The sequence below is a fragment of the Psychrobacter sp. GP33 genome (assembly GCF_014119005.1).
In the GTDB taxonomy this organism is placed as follows: domain Bacteria; phylum Pseudomonadota; class Gammaproteobacteria; order Pseudomonadales; family Moraxellaceae; genus Psychrobacter.
Genome location: NZ_JACGYX010000005.1, coordinates 288194 through 309874, shown reverse-complemented (window position 1 = coordinate 309874; position 21681 = coordinate 288194). Strand labels below are relative to the sequence as shown.

Sequence of the window (21681 nt, the reverse complement as noted above, 5' to 3'; positions counted from 1 at the left end):
ATTATAAGTATGAGAATGCAATTAAATTTTTCAATGATGTTGTCAAAGATGCGCTGAGTATAAAAACACTCAAAAAGGACTAGCCTTCTAGCACACCCAATACATCAGATTCTTTCATAATCAATAGTTCTTCGCCGTCAACTTTCACGGTTTGACCAGCATATTGACCGAACAATACTTTGTCGCCAGTTTTTACATCTAACGCGCGAGTTTCACCGTTGTCACGAATCTGACCGTTACCAGTTGCTAGCACTTCACCTTGTGAAGGCTTTTCTTGCGCAGAACCAGGAAGCAAGATACCACCAGCCGTTTTTGTTTCTTCTTCTATGCGGCGGACAACAATACGATCATGTAAAGGACGAATATTCATCAATATGTCTCCAATAAGTTGGTTATTTGAATTAATGGTCTCAAGGCTTGTTTTTTACCAATAGTCGGCTTTAATAAACTAATTAACTTTATATAAGTAGCCATCAATCAGCAACAAGTCTTGAGCTTGTTTCAAAAAGTGGGGGCATAACGATTTGGCTTCAAGTGTAAAGCCCAAAAATTTACAAGAAGATTGCTTAAAAATTACTTAAAATCGGGGACTATTTAATGATTGACTGCCATTTGGTCACACGGTGTCACTTATAAAGACAATTGCAGCTGTTTTGGCAACATTGACTACAAGAGACACACCGCTCTCTTGATAAAATGCTTGAAAGGTTAAGCAAGGATGACCATTATATATCCTGACCCAGCGATTGACGGACTATCCGTTTATTTAACACAAGATGCTTAAATATCAGTATATAAAATCGATCGCTAACCAAATGATTTAAATTATTGCCAAGTAACTAGGCTCAAATAATCATATTCAAATGACTAGTTCTAAATGACTAAGTCTAAATAACCACGTTCAAAGTAGTTGGGCACGTTACGGCATCAAGGATTTGCAATGACTGTATTACGTTCTATAAGAAGTAAATTTATGAAAAGCAACACCGCTAAAACCCAGCATCAGGAACAGAAAGCATTGTCCATACTGACAACGGGTGCCAGTATCGCCGCGCTTGGCGCTTTGAGTATGACTGCCCCAACGCTTGCCAGTGCAAAAGCGGTACAACCATCAAGTGCCGATTATAGCTTTACTATTGAAGATAAGTATAAAGGCAGTGCCAATCGCTCTTTGACCAAATCAGGCAATAATTGGAAATACGATGTCAAAGCACGTGTTGCTGGGGTAGCAACCGCTTCGCAAAGTAGCGTCTTTACCCTAAATGGTGATAATGTCAGCCCTACTCAAGCCAGTACGACTTATAAGCTGTTGGGTGTTGGTCGTACTCATAACTTGAACTTTAATGCTGGCAAAAAGCAGGTTGCAAGCACTTATAAAGGTAAAACCCTTAAGTTAAATATGGCGCAACAAGCCTTTGATGACTTAAGCCTAGAGGTGCAAATTCGCCAAGACTTATTAAATGGCAAATTCACTGGTAACTATTACATGGCAAAACACGATAAAATCGAAAAAACACCGTTTAGAAAGTCTGCCAATACAAAGATTACCGTTCCTGCTGGCACTTTCGATACCGTACGTGTCGACCGCGTGCATGATGACGACAGTCGCTCAACCAGCTTTTGGCTTGCGCCAAGCTTAGATTATTTACCGGTCAAAGTCAGTCAAATTAATGATGGTAAAAAGATGGATTTGGAATTGACTAAGTTAAACTAAGGCGTAATTAATCTTTTTTTATCTTATTTAAACCTTTATATACATTTAAAATAAAAAAGCGGCAGCCTAAATTAGGCTGCCGCTTTTTTATTGAGTAGTAAACCTTTAGCGTGAACGAGGCTTTTTTACCACATTATTCATCGAAGGCAGCCGTTTTAACAGCATAAATAACCACGTATTAATCAATAGCAATAATGCAAAGTCAGCCATATAAACAATAATTTCAAGCCAGCTACTGCCATATACTCGTGTGAACAATACCACACCACTAGCACCCAGATAGACTAAAGTCAGCATACTACCGACCAATAGCGCATACGGTGAGCGACCTTTTACTATCCAGGGCGTCAAGATAAACGCTGGGATAAGCCATAACCCTTGCCAAGCAATACCACCAATGATATCCGGATGGGTCTGATTAAACAGACTGATAAAAATAGGCAAACCAAGCAGCCGATACCCAAGCCAAACTATCCACGTCCACAATAACCACTGTTGCATGGGTGCAATGGGCTTGCCAGCCACGTTAGCATTAATATCAACTTGATCGCTACTATCAGACAGATTCGGCATCAGAGGTATTTATTTCCTAGTTTAGAGAGCAACAGTTTTAACGAGTCATATGACAAGAACAATATTAATATTAATATTAATATTAGAGCTCTATATCATTATAGCGTTTGTATGACAGTATGTGTGATGGTACGTATTTTAACGTTTCCAATCGGCTTTCGCTAAAGCAGTGGCGCTAATAGCCAAACGATAGCCTTGAGCAATTGCTAATTCACGTTCGTCATCAGATACTGGTTGATCATGCGCCGCGCCGCTGACATGACTGACGCCATACGGCGTACCACCACGATGAGTGCGATTAAGCGCAGGCTCAGCATAAGGTATACCAACCATCATCATACCGTGATGCATCAGAGGCAACATCATGGTAAGCAAAGTTGTCTCTTGACCTCCATGCATAGAGCCTGTAGCGGTAAATACTGACGCTGGCTTATTTTGTAGATTGCCCGCCAGCCAAACAGTGACTGTATTGTCCCAAAAATACTTCATTGGTGCAGCCATGTTACCAAAATGCGTGGGGCTCCCTAAAGCTAACCCCATGCAATCCTTTAAATCATCCATCGTACAATACAAGTCACCTTCATCTGGAATGGCAGGTTTACTGGCTGTTGTTTCAGGAGCAACCGTCGGCACTGTACGAATACGAGCAGTCATGCCTGCATCTTCAATTCCTTGAGCAATGGCATAGGCAAGCGTTTTGGTCGTACCATAATTAGAATAATACAGTACCAATACATAAGGTGAGGTTTGACTCATGAGCAACGCTTCCTTTTCAAATCATAAACAGTAGGATGAATCTGGCAGAACAAGGCGAGTATTATGCCCGACTCGCAAGCGTACATGCAAATACAGCCTGTGACTCGCCTTGGACTTCTAGCCTAGTATTTCTTACTCTGCATTGGCGCTTTTGCATTTCAATACAATTAAGAGGCAGATTATGCGCGCTTTTTTTTGTTACACTGTCGTTACTTCTGGTCTTTTACTCTTGTCCTATTTAGATGGTTGATATGGAAAAATTAATAAAAAAATTCCCGTTTTTACAGAATCATTGGTTTCAGTTTTTACGGTTTTTAACCCGACATTTTTTAGAGGATAACTGCCAACAAAAGGCGGCATCGCTTACTTATACCACCATGCTGTCTATTGTACCGATACTGACCGTGTTACTGATGATTTTGTCTTCAGTTCCAGCATTAGCCACGGTTCGGGCACAAATTTACGAAGTGATTTATAGCAATTTATTACCCCAATCAAGTTTACAAGTTAGCAAATACATTAATAGCTTCGCTGAAAAATCAACCAATCTAACCGCGATTGGGGCGATGGTGTTATTTGTCACCGCCATTATGACATTGACAACTATTGAGCGCGCTTTTAACCAAATCTGGCGCGTTGAAGATCGCTCAGGCGGACTCAAAACCATGTTGCGTTATTGGGCAATTGTAACCTTGGGACCGCTGGTATTGGGCACGGCTTTTATCGTATCAAGTACGGTACAAAGCCTAAGCTTTTTAAATCAGCAAATCGGCGGCTACGGTATTGATTGGTCGTTTTGGGTACAAGTGGTGTCCATAGTGGTCACTGTCGCAGGCTTTATTGCCATGTATTGGTTTATCCCAAAAGCGCGTGTGCCTGTAAAAAATGCAGCGATCGCTGGGGTTTTCGTCGCTATCATGTTTGAGCTGATGAAAAGTCTGTTTGGTACAGTCATGACTAACTTTACCAGTTATGAGGCTATTTACGGCGCATTTGCTGCGATTCCGATTTTCTTATTATGGATTTATTTGTCGTGGAATTTAATTTTATTGGGGGTGGAAATCAGCTACACCTTGACCATCTTTGAAACCAAAGAAGTTTATCCGCGTCATCCATTATTAAGCCTGCTTGATATGCTGAACTTGGTACATACCAATCATTTGCAAGGTAATGATGTCAGTGAACAAGAGCTGCGCAATGTTCTTGGGCGTAAAGAGTTGCCAAAATGGTATACCTATATCAACTATCTGGAAGACAGTAAGCTGATAGCGATGACCGAAAAAGGCGATTATGTGCTAAAAAAAGATTTGAGCAATATGACCTTATGGGATTTTTATCGCACTCTACCCTATCCTCTCCCTATCAAAGATGAGCTGGATGAGATGAAAAACGAAAACCAAAAACCGTGGCTTAGCTTGCTGGTAGGTCGCTTTGAAAATACCGAAACTTGTGCTAAAGAGCAGCTGAATTTGCCTTTAGCCGCTATCTTTGCACGTAGTGAACCCCGTCAAAAATCTCCGGTAGATGGTGAGAAAAGCGACTCTAAGCATGAAAATAGCACTCACTCAAAAAGTAAAGCGTCAGAGCTGCGCGCAAATCGTTTTGATGCCGAAGCCTATGATAAACACAGTGACTTGGTATATGACAATCAAAGCCATGAAGCAATTATCCCAGAAGATAATGATAATAGTGCAGCTAAGACGACACCAACCTCCAGTGCTTATAAAGCGCATAGTAAGGGAGATATTATTACTGAAGCAGACAATCCATTGACATATAAGGAATAGGTTTTAAATAGGGTGAATTAACTAGCGTCAGTTAATATTATTAATATTGTGGCGACAACACAATAAACGGTCTATTAAAGAGTACACGGTGAACCATAATAAGAAGTCTCGTCCACTTAAAAGCCTTGTACACAAGCATAACAGTCGTCTCAAGAAACTATTACGCTTATGGTCAACGCAAACCTTCACCAGCTTGCCGGAGCGTTTAACCAATATCTGGCAACAATTGATGAGCTCGTATTGGTTTATCCCGACCGCTTGTGTACTTATTGGGATATTACTTGCTCCAATTTTTGTGTTAATCGATCAACAGTTTGACCGCGAGACCATCAACGAGGTGACTTTTGCCTTTACTGGAGATGATAACGCGGCACGCGCGATTATGACTGCCATTGCTGGTGCGGTATTGGGCGTAGCAGGAACCACCTTTTCAATCACAATTGCGGTGCTATCGATGGCATCATCGCAATTTGGTCCGCGTTTACTACGCAATTTTTTAACCGATACACCCAATCAGTTTGTGCTCGGCGCTTTTATCGGTACGTTTAGTTATAGTCTGTTGGTATTAAAGGCGATTCATAAACGCGATGTGCTTTTTGGAGTACCGCAGCTGGCAGTGACCTTTGCCATTATTATGGCGATTATCTGTGCGCTATTATTGGTCTATTTTGTGCAGCATATGGTGCATGCGATTCAGGCATCACACGTCATTCAAGGTGCGAGTAATGATGCGCATAAAAATATTCAGTATTGGTATAAAGATCATTGCAACCTTCAACACTATCAGGATGTTACCCACCCTGATGTCCAAAACTTTCATAACTGGCAAGCCACGGTTATTTATGCGCCAAGCTCCGGCTATTTGCAGCATATTTATATTGAGTCACTCATTATTTTAGCTAATGACTATGGCGGTGTGTTGCAGCTTCACGCTCCTCTAGGTACTTTTGTCACTGAAAATAATGTTATCGGGCATTTTTATCAGCGACCAGACAACCACGAAAGCCATATGCAAAAAACCAAAACACCGCATTTAGCAGTAAAGTCACGAGCGCCTGATAGCATATTTTGGCAACGCCTTGACGGCTCTATTCATTTTGAATCCCGTCCTATTTATTCTAATGATATCGAATACAGTTTAGGACAAATGACAGAGGTAGCGGTACGCGCTTTATCACCGGGAATTAATGATCCTAAAACTGCAGTTAACTGCGTTCAATCTCTAACCACATGTTTGAGTGTAATGATGCGCCACCAACCACCTAGCCCATATCATTTTTATACCTCGCACCCTGATGATAATGTAGTTAATAGTACAAACTCCTTATCTCCAAAGTATCTAGCGATATTGTCCGTTATCACCAAAATGCCGCAAATATCAGAATTTATGGATGTGTCTCTTGGTGAGATACGTCGGTACGCCACCGCAGATTTAATGGTGTTAAAAGCTCTATGTCAGGCAATGACAGATTTGAGCTTTGCCTGTGTGAATGACGCTCATTATCAAATCTTACTTCATGAGCTTATTTTAATTGAGCGCGCCGGTATTGAAAATTTGAGCTACGCTGAATTGGTGAATGATTTACAAGCTATGTGCAAGCAAGCGTGGCAATTTATACAAAGTAATAAAGACCACCATCAGTACTTTGAATATGTAAGTGAATTCTCTGCTTCTATTCATCAAGCCTTACAGTCACAATCAAGCTAAACTAAGTTATAGTAATTATTTCTCAGGATGTACAGCAATAACAAAACAAAACGGTCAATACCATATCTGAAAGGTACGATTAGAATTCAGGTGATACGCTTAAATCCTTTTTTATTAAAGCAGTTTTTAACGCAATCCGAGTCTCTTTTATGGCATCTACAACTGCTGTTCTAACCGTCTTTGACATCAGTGCTATCTTTTTATCCATTACCGCGCTGTTAACCTATGTTAATCATCGCTTTATTGGTTTACCAACCACTATTGGCGTGATGGTCATCTCTATCTTATTGTCTATCGGTGCTATATTCTTAGGCTTTCTGGGATTTGACCAACTGATTGATTATGAGATTAGTCTGTTAAATCAGCTTGATTTTACAGAAGTGTTGCTTGACGGCATGCTCTCTATGCTGCTGTTTGCTGGGGCACTGCACGTTAATCTTAGTGATTTAAAGCGTTATAAACTTCCTATTGGTATTCTTGCTTGTTTGGGAACGGTAATATCCGCGGTACTGATTGCGCTAGGGCTGTATTTTATGTTGCCACTATTTGACTTTGGGCTGCCTTTTATTTGGTGCTTATTGTTTGGCGCGCTTATCTCGCCGACTGATCCCATTGCGGTTATGGGCATTCTGTCTTCTGCTGGCGCGCCTAAAAGCATCGAAACTGTTATTGCTGGCGAGTCGTTGTTCAACGATGGCATTGGCGTAGTCATTTTTGTATTGCTGCTGGGCATTTTATCGAGCGGTGATATTCCAACGGTTAATTATGTAGCACATACGCTTGCAGTTGAAGCAGGCGGCGGTATTATCTTTGGTTTGGTATTAGGGGCAATTTTATACTACTTGCTCAAAAGTATTGATAGCTATCAAGAAGAGGTGCTTTTGACCTTAGCAGGGGTCATCGGTGGCTACGCGCTTGCTAGCCACTGGCATCTATCAGGACCACTAGCTATGGTAACGATGGGGCTGATGGTGGGCAATCGCGGGCGCGAGCTGGCAATGAGTGATAAAACGCGCCACTATATTGACCTATTTTGGGAATTGATTGATGAGATTTTAAATGCCATTTTATTTGTGCTTATCGGGTTAGAGGTAGTGATGATTGCCTATTCTGGTAATCTATTTATGGCAGCAGGATTGACCATTGTGCTGGCGTTACTCGCGCGTCTTATTGTGGTAGGCATGACCACAAAAACTTTTAGCGAGCAACTCAAGCTACCAGAAGGCGCATGGAAAGTGCTCACCTGGGGCGGGTTGCGCGGCGGCATCTCAGTAGCTTTGGTATTACAGCTGCCGTCAGGTGCTGAGCGCGATATTCTATTGGCGCTTACTTATGCAGTGGTTGTGTTCTCTATTTTAGTACAAGGCTTAAGCATTGGTAAGGTTGCAAAGAGTATTCGTACTATTGAAAATTAGCAAATATTTAAGAAAACGTATTATTCAACCATAAAAAATCCAGGCTTAAGATACACCTCTTAAGCCTGGATTTTTATTACTAATATTATTTATGAAGCAATATTCATCAAGTAAATATTTATTTTATAACAATCCTTTACGTCTCATATTGCGATACACCACGATGACGATAATAATATTGAGCACTAAAATCCCCACTTTAAACCAGTCAAACGGGCTAATTATAAGATAATACAGCTCAATGGGAATAAATATTCCGTAACCGATAACGCCAAACCAATATGCCCACGTTTTATCTTGCCACAGACCATAAGCTTCGATAAAGCGCAAACTGGCATACGCACAGATTAGTAATAAAAATAACGTCCAGTTCTTACTGGCTTGTTGCGCAATGTCTACAGCACTTTCAACTTGTGGTGCCAGTAGCTGACCAAAATAGTATTGCCAAGAGTTAGTTGCCGTTGATAGCCAGTGCTGCATATCTTTATGCCACAGCCATAAAGCCACGGCACCTAACAACGCGCCGATACCTTTAACTACCTCATAAATGGCGACCGCTTTAATCGATTCGCTAGATTCACTGGTGGTCTGGAGTACACGATCCTCTTGACGAGACAACTTAGTCAAAGAAAGTCTCCACAACGCGACCTTGCAAATGCCGATTGAAAAATGGTGTATTTTTACCATTAGATAACATGGTATCCGCTGTAACTTGCCAATCTATATTGGGATCAACCAATACCGCACCGCCAATGCGCGCATAGTCTGCCTCAATACCAGCAATTTCTGCCGGATTTAGACAAATTTTATCCACCAATTGTTCTAAAGTCAGCACTTCATCACGTACAAGCTGACACGCCAGCGCCATAAAGGTATCAAGGTTAGAGATACCCGGGGTACTTTCAGCAAACGGGGCTTTTTTCGCGGTAGCATTTAAAGGCTCATGATGACTACAAATTGCATCAATGGTGCCATCAGTTAATCCTCGACGCAGCGCTTGCTGATCCGTATTACTACGTAATGGCGGCAACACGTACGCTTGGGCGTTAAAGCCTTCTAAATTGTCATCGGTTAAATACAACTGGTGCATGGCGACATCACAAGTGACAGGTAAATTTTTACCTTTTGCCCAGCGCATCAGCTCAACTGAGGATTTGCAGCTCAATTGGCTAAAATGCGCAGCAATGCCCGTCTCTTCCACCATGAGTAACTGCGTTGATAACGCAACGGTTTCGGCAATCCATGGAATCCCTTGTAGCCCATGATAAGAGGCGATATAGCCTTCATGCGCCACGCCATCTTTTGATAAACTTGGCTCATCAGGGTAAAAAAATACTTTCATACCAAATGTGGCAGCGTATTCAAGTGTCCTTAGTAGCACCAAATCATTCTCAAAGGGCTGACGCGCATTTGAAACGGCAATACAGCCGCCTTTTTTTAGACCAGCAATATTAGAAGGTCGCTCGCCTTCAAGTCCTGCGGTCAAAGCACCCAAAATATGCAGATAAATGCCACCATCTTCTAACGCGCGCTCACGTAAACCTTTTAACAGTGAGCCATTTTCTAAAATAGGGTTGGTATCAGGAGGAATAACAACATGCAAAAAGCCGTTAGCACGTGCCGCCTGCCCTTCTGAAGCAAGCGTCCCATGCTGTTGTTGACCCGGCTCACGGAGACGCGCGCACAAATCTACCAATGGCGGCAGTAGCCATGTCTCACGATCGCTTGTCAATTTTGCTAATCGAGCAATAGCTATTTGTGATAATGATTCCTTAAATACTTTTGGAAGTAAGTCGTGCGTATGAATATCTGAATTCGTGACATTGGACATGAGCGTTATTACCGTATCAATAAAATGAAATAAATAAGAATAAATCAGTGTAACGATATATTAGGTCAGCTATTAAATGCCAGCCGCTTGATGCGCCCGCTGTCCTTCCATAGCCAACGACAATACTGCCATGCGAATGGCAATACCGTTATTAACCTGCGTTAAAATAACCGACTGCGCCCCATCAGCCACGCTAGAGGCGATTTCAACACCACGGTTCATGGGTCCTGGATGCATTACAATGGCATCAGGCTTAGCGAGTGCCACGCGCTCAGGCGTGATACCGTAATGCTTATAATATTCATTTGATGACGCTAATAATGGTGAGCCGATACGCTCATTTTGTATTCTTAGCCCCATGATGACATCGCAATCGGTAACGCAACTATCCATACTTTCGTATACTTTCACCCCAAAGCGTTCAATACCTTTGGGCAATAACGTACGTGGCGCGCAAACACGGATGTCTTTTACCCCAAGCGTTTGCAGCGCACTGATGTCTGAACGTGCCACACGCGAATGCTTAATATCACCAACGATGGCAACGGATAATTCTTCAAACGGGCGCGGTGCCTCTCGGTGAATGGTCAGCATATCGAGCATGCCTTGGGTCGGATGGGCGTGCCAGCCGTCACCACCATTGATAATGGCGATATCAGGGGTGACTTCAGTGGCCATAAAATGTGCCGCGCCAGACGCCGAATGACGCACAACAAAAATATCTGCGGTCATCGCCTGCAGATTCCACAGTGTATCGCGTAGGCTTTCACCTTTTTTGGCACTAGAGCGCTCAATGTCAATGTTAAGCACGTTAGCACCCAATCGTTTTTCTGCGACCTCAAAGGTCGTACGCGTACGAGTTGATGGTTCAAAAAATAAGTTCATGACCGTACAGCCTTCAAGTTCTGGACTGTTAATCAATTGACCATTTTCATCAAAAAATGTTTCGGCCTTGGCAATAATGGCTTGCAGCTGGGCTTTATTGAGCCCTTCTACCCCTAAAAAATGGCGAATGCTGCCATCCTCATTCAACTGAGGTAGACTTAATGACGTATTTAATTTTTGATGAATAAGCTCATGATTGGATTGTGGCGTATTTTTTTCAGAATTTGTCATAATAATCAGTCTTTATCGTTGGTGGAGATGGCTTTTGTCAGTACTATTTATCTAGATTTGACCCTAATCATCGTGATAGATACGAGGACATTTCAGCACTTATTTGCTACACTTCACCGCAAAGGAAAAATTGTTACCATTGCTATCATGCTAAGTGAAATTGGACGATATCCTTTATCAAGCGTGGCAAGCCTTAGCAAATGCGAAAATAATAGAGATAGTGTAGCTGATTTTAGAGTCAGGACAAAGATACTGCGCAGGCTATTTGTGTATTTACCCCAATAGTGCCTGATTTGATTTTTTATTTTGATTTGCTTTAGTCTTTAATATAACGATTTAATTGTGACTTATCACCCCATTGTTAGCATCTAATTTATTAGGAACTGTTATGACCACCTTAGCCCATTATTTAAACACCCCGACGATTGACCCTGCCCTAAGTGATGTCATCACAACCATTACTGATGTGGGTAAGACCATCTCGCAATTGTTAAGAAAAGGCGCATTGGCAGATATTTTAGGGGAAGCAGGCAATCAAAACGTGCAAGGCGAAGACCAAAAAAAGCTTGATGTGCTTGCTAATGATTTATTACTTGATGCTTTGGCGCAGAATGCACATTGCGCTGGGGTTGCCTCAGAAGAATTAGACCATGCCACGCCTGCCAACGCTGACGGTAGTTTGCTGGTATTATTTGATCCACTAGATGGCTCATCGAATATTGATATCAATATGGCGGTAGGAACGATTTTTTCTATTCTGCCCTATCAGCGTCAAGGTCAAGTGAGTACAGATAGCGACTTTTTACAAGCCGGCAATCAGCAGCTAGCAGCTGGCTATTTATTATATGGCACCTCTACCATGCTGGCATTGACCGTTGCCGATACTGTCGTTATGTTTAGTTTAGACCCTGATAGTGGCGATTATGTGCTGATTGAAGAAGCCGTACAAATCGATGCTGATACCAGTGAATATGCGATTAATGGCTCGAACTACCGCTATTGGCGCGCACCCATGCAGCAATATATTGATGAACTCATTGATGGTCATACTGGTGTTCGCGGTCGTGATTTTAATACGCGCTGGGTAGCGGCTATGGTAGGCGATGTGCACCGTATCTTATGTCGCGGCGGTCTGTTTACGTATCCGTTTGATACCAAAGATATCAAGAAGCCTGGTAAATTGCGTCTGATGTATGAAGCCAATCCCATGAGCCTATTGATTGAACGTGCAGGCGGCAGCGCCACCGATGCTGTGAACCGTATCCTGGATATTGAACCGACTGATATTCATCAGCGTGTTCCTGTTGTACTGGGCAGTAAAAATGAAGTCGAGTATGTGAAAAACTTACACGTCCAACATGCCAATGCTTAACATTAGTCTTATTTAAACTGCCTTCAATTTCATTTACTTTTAATTGGTCTGTTATGACACCCTATGTTAATGAGCTGATTACCTCAGATAAAAACCAAACAGTAAAGCTAGCAAAAGCTTTGCTGACCCAAGCGCGCCAACGTAAAAAATGGGGACAGACCATCTTAGAAGGCGTCCATTTAATTGATGCCGCCTTGCGTAGTGATTATCCGTTTGTGCAGATTTTACTTGCTGAATCAGCGCACACCCATGCCGAGGTACGACAGGTGTTAACGCGCCTGCCGACCTATACGCCTATCTTGACCTTGTCAGATGCGTTATATGCCAGTATTCGCAGTCTGGGCACCGGTATTGATATTATGGCAATTGTCACTACCCCAGCGCCCACATTGCCACCCATTAATGACGACTGTCTGATTTTAAATGACGTTCAAGACAGCGGTAATGTTGGCACGCTATTGCGCACGGCAGCAGCGATAGGTATTAATAATATTCTATGTACCACTGGTACAGCGCAAGCTTGGTCGCCTAAGACTTTGCGTGCCGGTATGGGCGCACAATTTGCCTTAAATATTTATGAAGGGTTAAGTAGTGCTGACATTTTAGAACAAGTTAAAGTGCCATTGTTTGCGACCAGTTCCCATACGGATACAGTGATTTATGAGCACAATTTAGAAGCGCCGTTGGCATGGATTATGGGTCATGAAGGTCAAGGGGTATGCGCTGAGCTGATGCAATGCGCAACGCCAATTGCCTTACCACAGCCTAATGGTCAAGAAAGCTTAAATGTCGCGATTGCTGGTGCCTTATGTCTCTATGAAACCTTGCGCCAGCGCCAATATGGTTAATTTTTTTACTTGTTAATAATCAAAATTACACATATAAAAAACCCCGCTACTTATTAATAGCGGGGTTTTTTATTGAGCCATTTATAAAACTAGCATTAAATCTTGCTGGTCAATTCTGGCAAGGCCGTGAACAAGTCTGCTTCTAAGAAATAATCGGCAACGCTTGCAATAGGCGAATCTGGATCATTATTAATAGCAACAATGACCTTAGAATCTTTCATACCCGCTAGATGCTGAATGGCACCTGAGATACCAGCGGCTATATACAAGTCTGGCGCAACAATTTTACCGGTTTGCCCAACCTGCATATCATTCGGTACGTATCCGGCATCAACAGCAGCGCGTGATGCACCAATTGCAGCACCCAGCTTGTCTGCTAGTGGCTCGATATATTTAGTAAAGTTTTCACCATTTGCCAATGCACGACCACCTGATACGACGATTGAAGCGGACGTCAATTCTGGACGATCCGATTTTGCCATCTCTTCATTAACAAAGCTTGCTTTGCCCGACTCTTGCACACTAGTAACAGTCTCAATAGTCGCTGATCCGCCTTCAGCAGACGCCGCATCAAAACCTGTGGTACGTACGGTCAATACAATTTTATCTTCAGTCGTTTTTACCGTTGCCGTTGCATTACCAGCATAGATAGGACGTTCAAATGTCTGAGCATCAATGACAGCGGTAATATCAGATATCATACTGACGTCAAGTAACGCAGCGACGCGTGGCATAAAGTTCTTACCAGTTGTGGTTGCAGGCGCTAAAATATGGCTATAACTGCCTGCAATATCGGCAACCAATAACGCGATATTTTCCGCCATTTGATGCTCATAAACAGCATTATCAGCCACCAATACTTTGCTCACCCCTTCCGCTTTTGCTGCTTCTGCTGCCACCGCTTGATTGCCACTGCCAGCGACCAAGACGTGCACTTCATCACCTATTTGCTTTGCTGCGGTAATGGTGTTTAACGTAGCCTTTTTTAGACTGGCATTGTCATGTTCTGCATATACTAAAATTGCCATTATTCTTATCCTTAATATATTTATTCATAGTATCTTATGGCTTCTCACATAGGACATCAATCTCTTGCATCCCTATGCAAACAATCGCAATCGATTAAATGACTTTTGCTTCATTACGTAGCTTATCGATTAATTCATCAACAGACGCTACCTTGATACCGGCTTTGCGCTCAGCAGGCGGCACGACTTTTATGATTTCTTGTTTAGAGGTCATATCGACACCAAAGTCAGCAGGCGTTTTTTCATCAAGCTGTTTTTTCTTCGCCTTCATGATATTTGGTAGCTTAGCGTAACGCGGTTCGTTTAGACGCAAGTCAGTGGTAATCACCGCTGGTAAAGTCAATGCTACGGTTTGTAGACCGCCGTCCACTTCACGGGTGACGTTAACTTTATCGCCTTCAACCTTCACTTCTGACGCAAAGGTACCTTGACCAATACCCATCAGTGCTGCAAGCATTTGCCCTGTTTGGTTATTATCATCATCAATGGCTTGCTTGCCCAATAAAATAATATCAGTGGCTTCTTGCTCAGCGATACTTTTTAGGATCTTAGCCACTTGCAGTGGATAAGCTTTCGCATCTGTCTGTACCAATACGCCTCGATCCGCGCCCAATGCCAATGCGGCACGGATTTGCTCTTGCGACTCTTTTGGTCCGATAGAAACGACGATAATCTCATCGATAACGCCCGCTTCTTTTAGACGCACAGCTTCTTCAACAGCAATCTCATCAAACGGATTGATGGACATTTTAGTGTTCGTTAAATCAACGCCTGACTGGTCGGCTTTTACACGAACCTTAACGTTATAATCTATAACACGCTTAACCGCGACTAATGCTTTCATACGTCCCTCTTTTATTAATGTTATGAATTAAAAATCTCTCAATGAAATTTAACTAACTTTTTATTAGACTCAGCTATCTTGCGTGACCATGCTCTTAAGGTCAAGACGATGCCGTGAATAATGCGTCATAAATTTATTATCACTCTACTAAAAAATAACATATCGTCATGCGACAGTAATGACAAATCACTGATGTTCTTAGTTTTACCGTTCCTTTTATAACATTGGTTCGACATTACATAATTAACTTTTTGTTGTTATTACGCAGCAATTGACAAACTGGAAGCCTTTAACCACTCTCATTAAAATCATAAAAGAATGACAATAGTGAAAATATAAACACAAAAAAAGCAACCTGATAAGAGGTTGCTTTTTTTCTACAATCTAACAATATTTTTGTTTTTTTAACAAACAAAGTAATCAATGCTCTTTGTTAATTTTGCTTATAAATATCAATTGACGAATCAATCAAAAATTATAGTTCGCAAAATTAGATAGCTTCGATTTGCTCAGCTTGTGGGCCTTTTTTGCCATCACCTAAGATGAAAGACACTTTTTGGCCTTCGGCTAGAGTTTTGAAGCCGTTACCTTGGATAGCGCTGTAGTGAGCGAATACATCTTGGCCGCCGTTATCTTGAGCGATGAAACCAAAACCTTTAGCTTCATTAAACCACTTTACAGTGCCTTCAACTTTATCTGACATAAATTTTCCTAACTCTTTAACTGTTGGTGAGACGTATGTCATCACCGATTAATTGATATATATCCATTAAATTCTTAAGCAGTTGCTTAACCTTATTTCGTTACATTCAATAAAGACATAACAATTTTTGGTCTGAAACACAATGGATACAAAGCTAGTATAGCAGTTTTTTATGGTAATGGAATATTAAATTGCATGTTTTTGTAATTAATTTAAGAGCAATTTATAAAACATATGTTTATAGTAAAGCATACTATCTAAACGTCTTTTTTAACTCTAATCAAAATAATATAAAGAAAATTAAACTTGTAACTACAAATAGTATAGTCATAAATTTTAAAACAAGTTATCAGCCTATCAATTAAAGAACATAAGTTCATACATTATTTATGAGTATCTAGTCTTAAATATGTATTATCTTTCTACTAAATAATAATTGCAAACCAAGACTGAGCAATAACTAAGACGCACAATATAAAGAAAATAAGCGCAAAAGACTGACTATAAGCAATATACTTCGGAGGTACAATTAAATCCTCAGGAGAGTCTGGAATACCACGGCGCTTTAGCAATCGAGTGCCATAAATCCAGCCAAAGACGGTATAGATACCATAAGCTGCCGGTACGACAATAGCTAAAGGTGTAAAATCAAGCATATAAAGCATGACCGTAGAAACAAAAAACCATGCGGTATCTATCAATGAGCATATTTGAAAAAAGGCTGACTTAGGTAATTTCCCGCTGCTACGTTTGAGCATGCCCCCTTCTATCCAAATAAGAACAGCAACGATGGCACTAAAAACAAGATAGGCGAATTGCGGCGTTAGCCACTCTGGAAAAGACATTGACACAATATAACCCATATTTAGGATAAGAAGAAGGAGCAAGAAGTTGTTGTATTTTAGAAGCGTTTACCGGCTTTCTATATGGGAACTTGATAGTTATTTTCAAGTCCAATGTCTTATTTAGATTAAATCAACAAAAGAAGGATATCTAATATTCTATAGTAAGTATCTTCAACAGCTGAAATGATTTTATGGATAATAAAAAACCCACGCTAGGCAATGATAACGTGGGCAACTATCTATTTTTTGTAATACACTTCAAAATAAACTACTAAAACTTACTATTAGTTTTTATCTTTATCAATGATTTTATTACCACCAATCCAAGGCATCATGCCACGCAATTTAGCGCCAGTGATTTCGATTTGATGCTCTGCGTTGTTACGACGACGAGCAGTCATTGATGGATAGTTGGTAGCACCTTCAGAGATAAACATCTTTGCGTATTCACCAGATTGAATGCGTTTTAGCGCATTACGCATGGCTTCACGTGATTGCTCATTGATGACTTCAGGACCAGTAACATATTCGCCGTATTCAGCGTTGTTACTGATTGAGTAGTTCATGTCAGCGATACCGCCTTCATACATTAGGTCAACGATAAGCTTTAGCTCATGTAAACACTCAAAATAAGCCATTTCTGGTGCATAACCAGCTTCAGTTAGGGTTTCAAAACCCATTTTAACAAGCTCAACTGCGCCGCCACAAAGTACTGCTTGCTCACCAAATAAGTCAGTTTCAGTCTCATCTTTAAAGGTGGTTTCGATAATACCTGAACGACCACCACCAACACCAGCAGCATAAGACAATGCGACTTGTTTGGCTTGACCTGAGGCATCTTGATAAACAGCGATAAGATCTGGAATACCGCCACCTTTTACGAATTCATTACGTACGGTGTGACCAGGTGCTTTAGGGGCAACCATGATAACGTCAAGATCACCGCGTGGCTCTACTTGGTTGTAGTGAATAGCAAAACCATGAGCAAAGGCAAGCGTTGCACCCTCTTTGATGTTAGGTTCAATCTCGTTTTGATATAGCTCTTTTTGGAACTCATCAGGCGTCAAAATCATAACGACATCAGCCGCTTTTACCGCATCGGCAACTTCAGCAACTTTTAAGCCAGCATTTTCAGCTTTTTTCCATGAGCCTGAATCAGCACGTAGACCAACAGTAACATCGACACCAGATTCTTGTAGGTTCAATGCATGCGCATGACCTTGCGAGCCGTAACCGATAATAGCAACTTTTTTGCCTTGGATAATAGATAGATCACAGTCTTTGTCATAAAAAACGTTCATAAATAGAGTCCTTTTCCTTAATCATGGATAACCATGGGTAGTTAACGCTTATATCACCATCATTATATAAAAACAGTGCGTATGATAAGCGTCATTATAAATTTGAAATGAATAGTTTTATATATATAAAATTTTTCACCATTCATGCTTTTATTATTCAAGCACGAACGGCAAAGCAGATATTATACACTGAGTGTTTTTTCACCGCGAGCAATACCAATTACGCCTGAGCGCACGACTTCTAAAATACGTTCGCGCCCAATAACGTCAATAAAGCCATCAAGCTTAGCAGTGTCACCAACGATTTGAATGGTGTATAAATTAGCATTCACGTCGACAATTTGTGCACGAAAGATATCCGCGCTGCGTTTAATTTCATCACGACTACTGCCTGTCGCACGAACTTTAATCAGCATTAATTCACGCTCAACATGCACGGTATTTGATAAATTTAATACTTTCACCACTTCAATCAATTTATGCAATTGTTTGGTGACCTGCTCGATTTTCTCAGGTGAGGTAATGGTAGTCAAGGTTAAGCGTGAAATAGACGGATCTTCTGTAGGCGCAACGTTTAATGTTTCAATGTTATAACCACGCTGAGAGAATAAACCGATCAAGCGCGACAACGACCCCGCTTCGTTTTCCATTAATACCGAAATCAGATGTTGTTGTTGCATTAGGTACGCTCCCCTTTTGATAACCACATATCACGCATCGTTTGTCCCGCGATTTGCATCGGATACACATGCTCATTACGATCAACATAAACGTCAATGAATACTAGCTTGTCTTTCATCGCCATTGCTTCAGCTATTTGTGCTTCCATGGTCTCAGGGTCAGTAATTTTAATACCAACGTGACCATAACTTTCAGCTAACTTAACAAAATCTGGTAAAGAGTTCATGTACGAGTGTGCATGACGACCTTCATACAGCATATCTTGCCACTGCTTAACCATACCCAGCTGGGCATTATTTAAGTTTAGTATTTTGACTGGTAGATTATATTGCAAACAGGTAGACAGCTCTTGGATATTCATCTGAATAGAGCCTTCACCGGTAATACACACCACATCACGCTCAGGGTTAGCAAGCTTTGCTGCCATCGCGTACGGCAAGCCGACGCCCATAGTGCCTAGACCGCCTGAGTTTAGCCATTGACCCGGCTCTTTATAAGTGTAATAGAGGGCAGCAAACATTTGATGCTGACCGACATCACTAGTAATAATCGCATTACTATTAGTCACTCTATCTAATGCCTGTACAACTGCTTGTGGCTTAATACCGTGCTCCGTACTGGTGTCATAACGCAGTCCATGACGCTTACGCCATTCATTAATTTGTGACCACCAATCTAGTAATGCAGGCTGATCCAGCTCTTTATCTTCACCGATAATCTCTAGCATATCGGTCAATACTGACTTCACATCACCTACAATAGGAATGTGAGCCAAGATGGTTTTTGAGATAGACGTCGGGTCAATATCGATATGAATAATGGTTGCATTCGGACAGAATTTTTTAACATTATTGGTCACGCGGTCATCAAAGCGCGCACCGATAGCGAGTATAACATCCGCATGGTGCATGCTCATATTGGCTTCATACCTGCCATGCATTCCCAGCATCCCTAAAAACTGAGCATCATCACCTGGGAACGTACCCAAACCCATCAAGGTGTTGGTGACAGGAAGATTTAAGCGATGCGCAAAATCGGTCAGCTCTTCGTGAGCTTTGCTCCAAATCACACCACCACCAGCATATATCACTGGACGTTTAGCTGCTAATAAGGTTTCAACCGCTTTTTTAATCTGACCACTATGACCACTTATTGACGGCTGATAAGAGCGAACGAAGACCTCTTCAGGATAGCTGTAGGCAAATTTTTCATTGGGCGCTGTCATGTCTTTAGGGATATCAATCACGACTGGACCTGGACGACCAGACTCGGCAATATAAAATGCCTTTTTAACAATTCCTGGTATTTCGCTGGCATGACGTACTTGAAAGCTGTGTTTAACGATGGGACGCGACACGCCAATCATATCAGTTTCTTGGAAAGCATCTTCGCCGATTAAGCTGGTCGGTACTTGTCCTGCAATCACTACCATAGGAACAGAGTCCATAAATGCAGTGGCAATAGCCGTAACTGTATTGGTAGCACCGGGACCTGATGTCGCCAGCACCACACCAGCCTTACCAGTAACGCGCGAGTAAGCATCTGCCATATGACCGGCGGCTTGCTCATGGCGTACTAAGATATGCTCAATATCATCCTGTTGGAATAACGCATCATAGATATGTAGAACCGCACCACCGGGATAGCCAAAGATGTATTTGACACCTTCATCTGTCAGCGCTTGTACTAACATCTCAGCACCGGTCATCATAACTGGCTGGGTGCTATCTTCAGCGAGCTGCTGTTGTTTTTTACCAAAATTTTTGGCAGCGTGACCCGTTTGGGTATGACCTGTCATGTTCGGACTTTGCGTAGTTTGCGTCACTGTCGTCACCTTTATCCCTATCAGAAATGTATGCTATGGATGTCAAAGTCGCTGCCTAATACAGAAACAAGCGCCCTTAACTCAGCAATTTATTAGATGATCAGTAAGCTAACAGGAATGTAACGGAATACGATGTTAAAATGTAAAGACATTTTAATAAGAGAGGCTCATTATTTGCAATGAATACAGGTAGAAATCAAGAAGGGACACGTCTGATATTATGAATAAAATATAGGGTTGCAATCATCAGCTGATATTAACGAGTCATGATCTAAACCATTACTCTCGCTAACCATACTGCTTGAAACCTTAATTATTGCTTATCACTACATATTAGCCATAGTTTTAAGCTTTATCCAACATTAAGATGTTTAACACCAGCATCCTGCTTAATGCATTCAAAATAATAAGTTTATCTTAGTCATTGTAGACCGATAAGTCCGGAAACAATAGGCACAATAGCGAATTTGCTCTGGCTATTTTTACTTTACCTTTGTCACAAAGAGAATAGTCTTAATCAATCTACCGATAAGCAGACCAATAAGTCTTATTTTCAAGTGCTACGACAATGCTATAAAAGTCGCTCACTGACCAATCAACTGTTATTATAGTCGGCCGTTTACTCCTTATTGTCAAGAAAAACTTATGAAACCTGTGCTTAACTAATGGTTATGAAATAATATACATCCATAAGTGTTTTTTGATAAAATATTTGTTTACAATATTACTCTTTATATATGCTGTTAAAAGCGCTGACTTCATAACGTGATATTTTGTTTACGTTGACCTCTCAATAGTGCTTTTTTATTCCATTTTTAAAGCTATAAGGATTGTCATCATCGCACACTTTTTTTTAAAAAATACAGTCACAAGATTAGTGGTTACTGTCAGTACCACGTTCCTGCTAGCGCTTACTATGCACGCTAGTTACGCCATTCAGGTTTATAAATCTGTCGGTGCTCATGGCGAGGTTAAATTTAGTCAGTACCCACCGCAAAATAGTAAAAAAATTGAGGTTATTGAGTTCCGTAGCGATGGTCGTCAGACAGATACCGGTAAAATGGCTGGTAAAACCAGTACGACTCAAAATACATCGACGCAGTCTCCTGAAGATCAGCGGGTGGCACAATTGGAAGCTCGCATTCAGGAGCAGGAAACCAATGCCAATGCTCAGCGTTGCCAATCTCTACGTAACAACTTAACGAACTTGACCGTTGGTGGGCGGATTTATGAGATGGATACCAATGGCAAACGTCAATATCTCGACAGCCGCGAAATTGAAGTAAAACGTGAGCGCGTGCAGCAAGCAATCACGCAATACTGTAGCTAATTTC

20 protein-coding genes are annotated in these 21681 nt (G+C 41.4%); 7 read left to right on the top strand and 13 right to left on the bottom strand.

Annotated features, from left to right (window positions below; genetic code table 11):
- Positions 1 to 79: 79 nt before the first annotated feature.
- The gene (locus tag H2245_RS09250) at positions 80 to 373 is read right to left on the bottom strand and encodes a co-chaperone GroES (RefSeq protein WP_041757514.1); all 294 of its coding nucleotides are present in this window, start codon (positions 371 to 373) and stop codon (positions 80 to 82) included.
- 600 nt (positions 374 to 973) lie between these two features.
- Between H2245_RS09250 and H2245_RS09245 the strand changes: the two genes are divergently transcribed.
- Positions 974 to 1714 (top strand): DUF3108 domain-containing protein, encoded by a 741-nt coding sequence (locus H2245_RS09245; protein ID WP_182407127.1) that lies wholly within the window; start codon positions 974 to 976, stop codon positions 1712 to 1714.
- 105 nt (positions 1715 to 1819) lie between these two features.
- On the opposite strand, the gene H2245_RS09240 is transcribed toward H2245_RS09245, so the two are convergent.
- On the bottom strand, positions 1820 to 2290 hold the full coding sequence (locus H2245_RS09240) for a hypothetical protein (protein WP_404944673.1): 471 nt from the start codon (positions 2288 to 2290) through the stop codon (positions 1820 to 1822).
- A gap of 135 nt (positions 2291 to 2425) precedes the next feature.
- A complete protein-coding gene (wrbA, locus tag H2245_RS09235) occupies positions 2426 to 3043 on the bottom strand; it encodes an NAD(P)H:quinone oxidoreductase (protein ID WP_182407090.1) in 618 nt (205 codons plus the stop codon).
- Positions 3044 to 3294: 251 nt separating this feature from the next.
- Between wrbA and H2245_RS09230 the strand changes: the two genes are divergently transcribed.
- From H2245_RS09230 to H2245_RS09220, 3 genes are all read left to right on the top strand, one after another.
- The gene (locus H2245_RS09230; RefSeq protein ID WP_182407089.1) at positions 3295 to 4830 is read left to right on the top strand and encodes a YihY family inner membrane protein; all 1536 of its coding nucleotides are present in this window, start codon (positions 3295 to 3297) and stop codon (positions 4828 to 4830) included.
- Between the two features lie 88 nt (positions 4831 to 4918).
- Positions 4919 to 6538: a DUF2254 domain-containing protein gene (locus tag H2245_RS09225; protein WP_310734129.1), complete on the top strand. Its 1620-nt coding sequence runs from the start codon at positions 4919 to 4921 to the stop codon at positions 6536 to 6538.
- A gap of 149 nt (positions 6539 to 6687) precedes the next feature.
- Positions 6688 to 7953, top strand: a complete 1266-nt coding sequence (locus H2245_RS09220; protein ID WP_182407088.1) for a sodium:proton antiporter — start codon at positions 6688 to 6690, stop codon at positions 7951 to 7953.
- Between the two features lie 123 nt (positions 7954 to 8076).
- On the opposite strand, the gene H2245_RS09215 is transcribed toward H2245_RS09220, so the two are convergent.
- From H2245_RS09215 to H2245_RS09205, 3 genes are all read right to left on the bottom strand, one after another.
- Entirely contained in the window at positions 8077 to 8580 is a 504-nt protein-coding gene (locus H2245_RS09215; protein ID WP_182407087.1) for a DUF2127 domain-containing protein, read from the bottom strand.
- Complete coding sequence (locus H2245_RS09210; RefSeq protein ID WP_182407086.1) at positions 8573 to 9784, bottom strand: dihydroorotase; 1212 nt, start codon at positions 9782 to 9784, stop codon at positions 8573 to 8575. The genes H2245_RS09215 and H2245_RS09210 overlap by 8 nt, the downstream gene beginning before the upstream one ends.
- A gap of 72 nt (positions 9785 to 9856) precedes the next feature.
- Positions 9857 to 10900, bottom strand: coding sequence for an aspartate carbamoyltransferase catalytic subunit (locus H2245_RS09205; RefSeq protein ID WP_182407085.1), 1044 nt, complete (start codon positions 10898 to 10900; stop codon positions 9857 to 9859).
- A gap of 388 nt (positions 10901 to 11288) precedes the next feature.
- On the opposite strand from H2245_RS09205, the gene H2245_RS09200 reads away from it, so the two are divergent.
- Together H2245_RS09200 and H2245_RS09195 are read left to right on the top strand one after the other, a co-directional pair.
- The gene (locus tag H2245_RS09200; RefSeq protein WP_182407084.1) at positions 11289 to 12272 is read left to right on the top strand and encodes a class 1 fructose-bisphosphatase; all 984 of its coding nucleotides are present in this window, start codon (positions 11289 to 11291) and stop codon (positions 12270 to 12272) included.
- 53 nt (positions 12273 to 12325) lie between these two features.
- Complete coding sequence (locus H2245_RS09195; RefSeq protein WP_182407083.1) at positions 12326 to 13120, top strand: RNA methyltransferase; 795 nt, start codon at positions 12326 to 12328, stop codon at positions 13118 to 13120.
- A gap of 95 nt (positions 13121 to 13215) precedes the next feature.
- Here the strand turns inward: H2245_RS09195 and H2245_RS09190 are convergent, their stop codons facing one another.
- The 7 genes from H2245_RS09190 to H2245_RS09160 form a co-directional block, all read right to left on the bottom strand.
- The gene (locus H2245_RS09190) at positions 13216 to 14148 is read right to left on the bottom strand and encodes an electron transfer flavoprotein subunit alpha/FixB family protein (protein ID WP_182407082.1); all 933 of its coding nucleotides are present in this window, start codon (positions 14146 to 14148) and stop codon (positions 13216 to 13218) included.
- 94 nt (positions 14149 to 14242) lie between these two features.
- Entirely contained in the window at positions 14243 to 14992 is a 750-nt protein-coding gene (locus tag H2245_RS09185) for an electron transfer flavoprotein subunit beta/FixA family protein (RefSeq protein ID WP_182407081.1), read from the bottom strand.
- Positions 14993 to 15482: 490 nt separating this feature from the next.
- The gene (locus H2245_RS09180; protein ID WP_057758834.1) at positions 15483 to 15695 is read right to left on the bottom strand and encodes a cold-shock protein; all 213 of its coding nucleotides are present in this window, start codon (positions 15693 to 15695) and stop codon (positions 15483 to 15485) included.
- Positions 15696 to 16120: 425 nt separating this feature from the next.
- Positions 16121 to 16540, bottom strand: coding sequence for a hypothetical protein (locus H2245_RS09175; protein WP_259365159.1), 420 nt, complete (start codon positions 16538 to 16540; stop codon positions 16121 to 16123).
- A 284-nt stretch (positions 16541 to 16824) separates the two neighbouring features.
- Positions 16825 to 17841 (bottom strand): ketol-acid reductoisomerase, encoded by a 1017-nt coding sequence (ilvC, locus tag H2245_RS09170; protein ID WP_182407079.1) that lies wholly within the window; start codon positions 17839 to 17841, stop codon positions 16825 to 16827.
- A gap of 182 nt (positions 17842 to 18023) precedes the next feature.
- Positions 18024 to 18521, bottom strand: coding sequence for an acetolactate synthase small subunit (gene ilvN, locus H2245_RS09165; protein WP_062533645.1), 498 nt, complete (start codon positions 18519 to 18521; stop codon positions 18024 to 18026).
- Positions 18521 to 20233, bottom strand: a complete 1713-nt coding sequence (locus tag H2245_RS09160) for an acetolactate synthase 3 large subunit (RefSeq protein WP_220464413.1) — start codon at positions 20231 to 20233, stop codon at positions 18521 to 18523. Before H2245_RS09160 ends, ilvN begins: the two co-directional genes overlap by 1 nt.
- A 1030-nt stretch (positions 20234 to 21263) precedes the next feature.
- Between H2245_RS09160 and H2245_RS09155 the strand changes: the two genes are divergently transcribed.
- On the top strand, positions 21264 to 21677 hold the full coding sequence (locus H2245_RS09155) for a DUF4124 domain-containing protein (protein ID WP_220464405.1): 414 nt from the start codon (positions 21264 to 21266) through the stop codon (positions 21675 to 21677).
- Positions 21678 to 21681 lie beyond the last annotated feature (4 nt).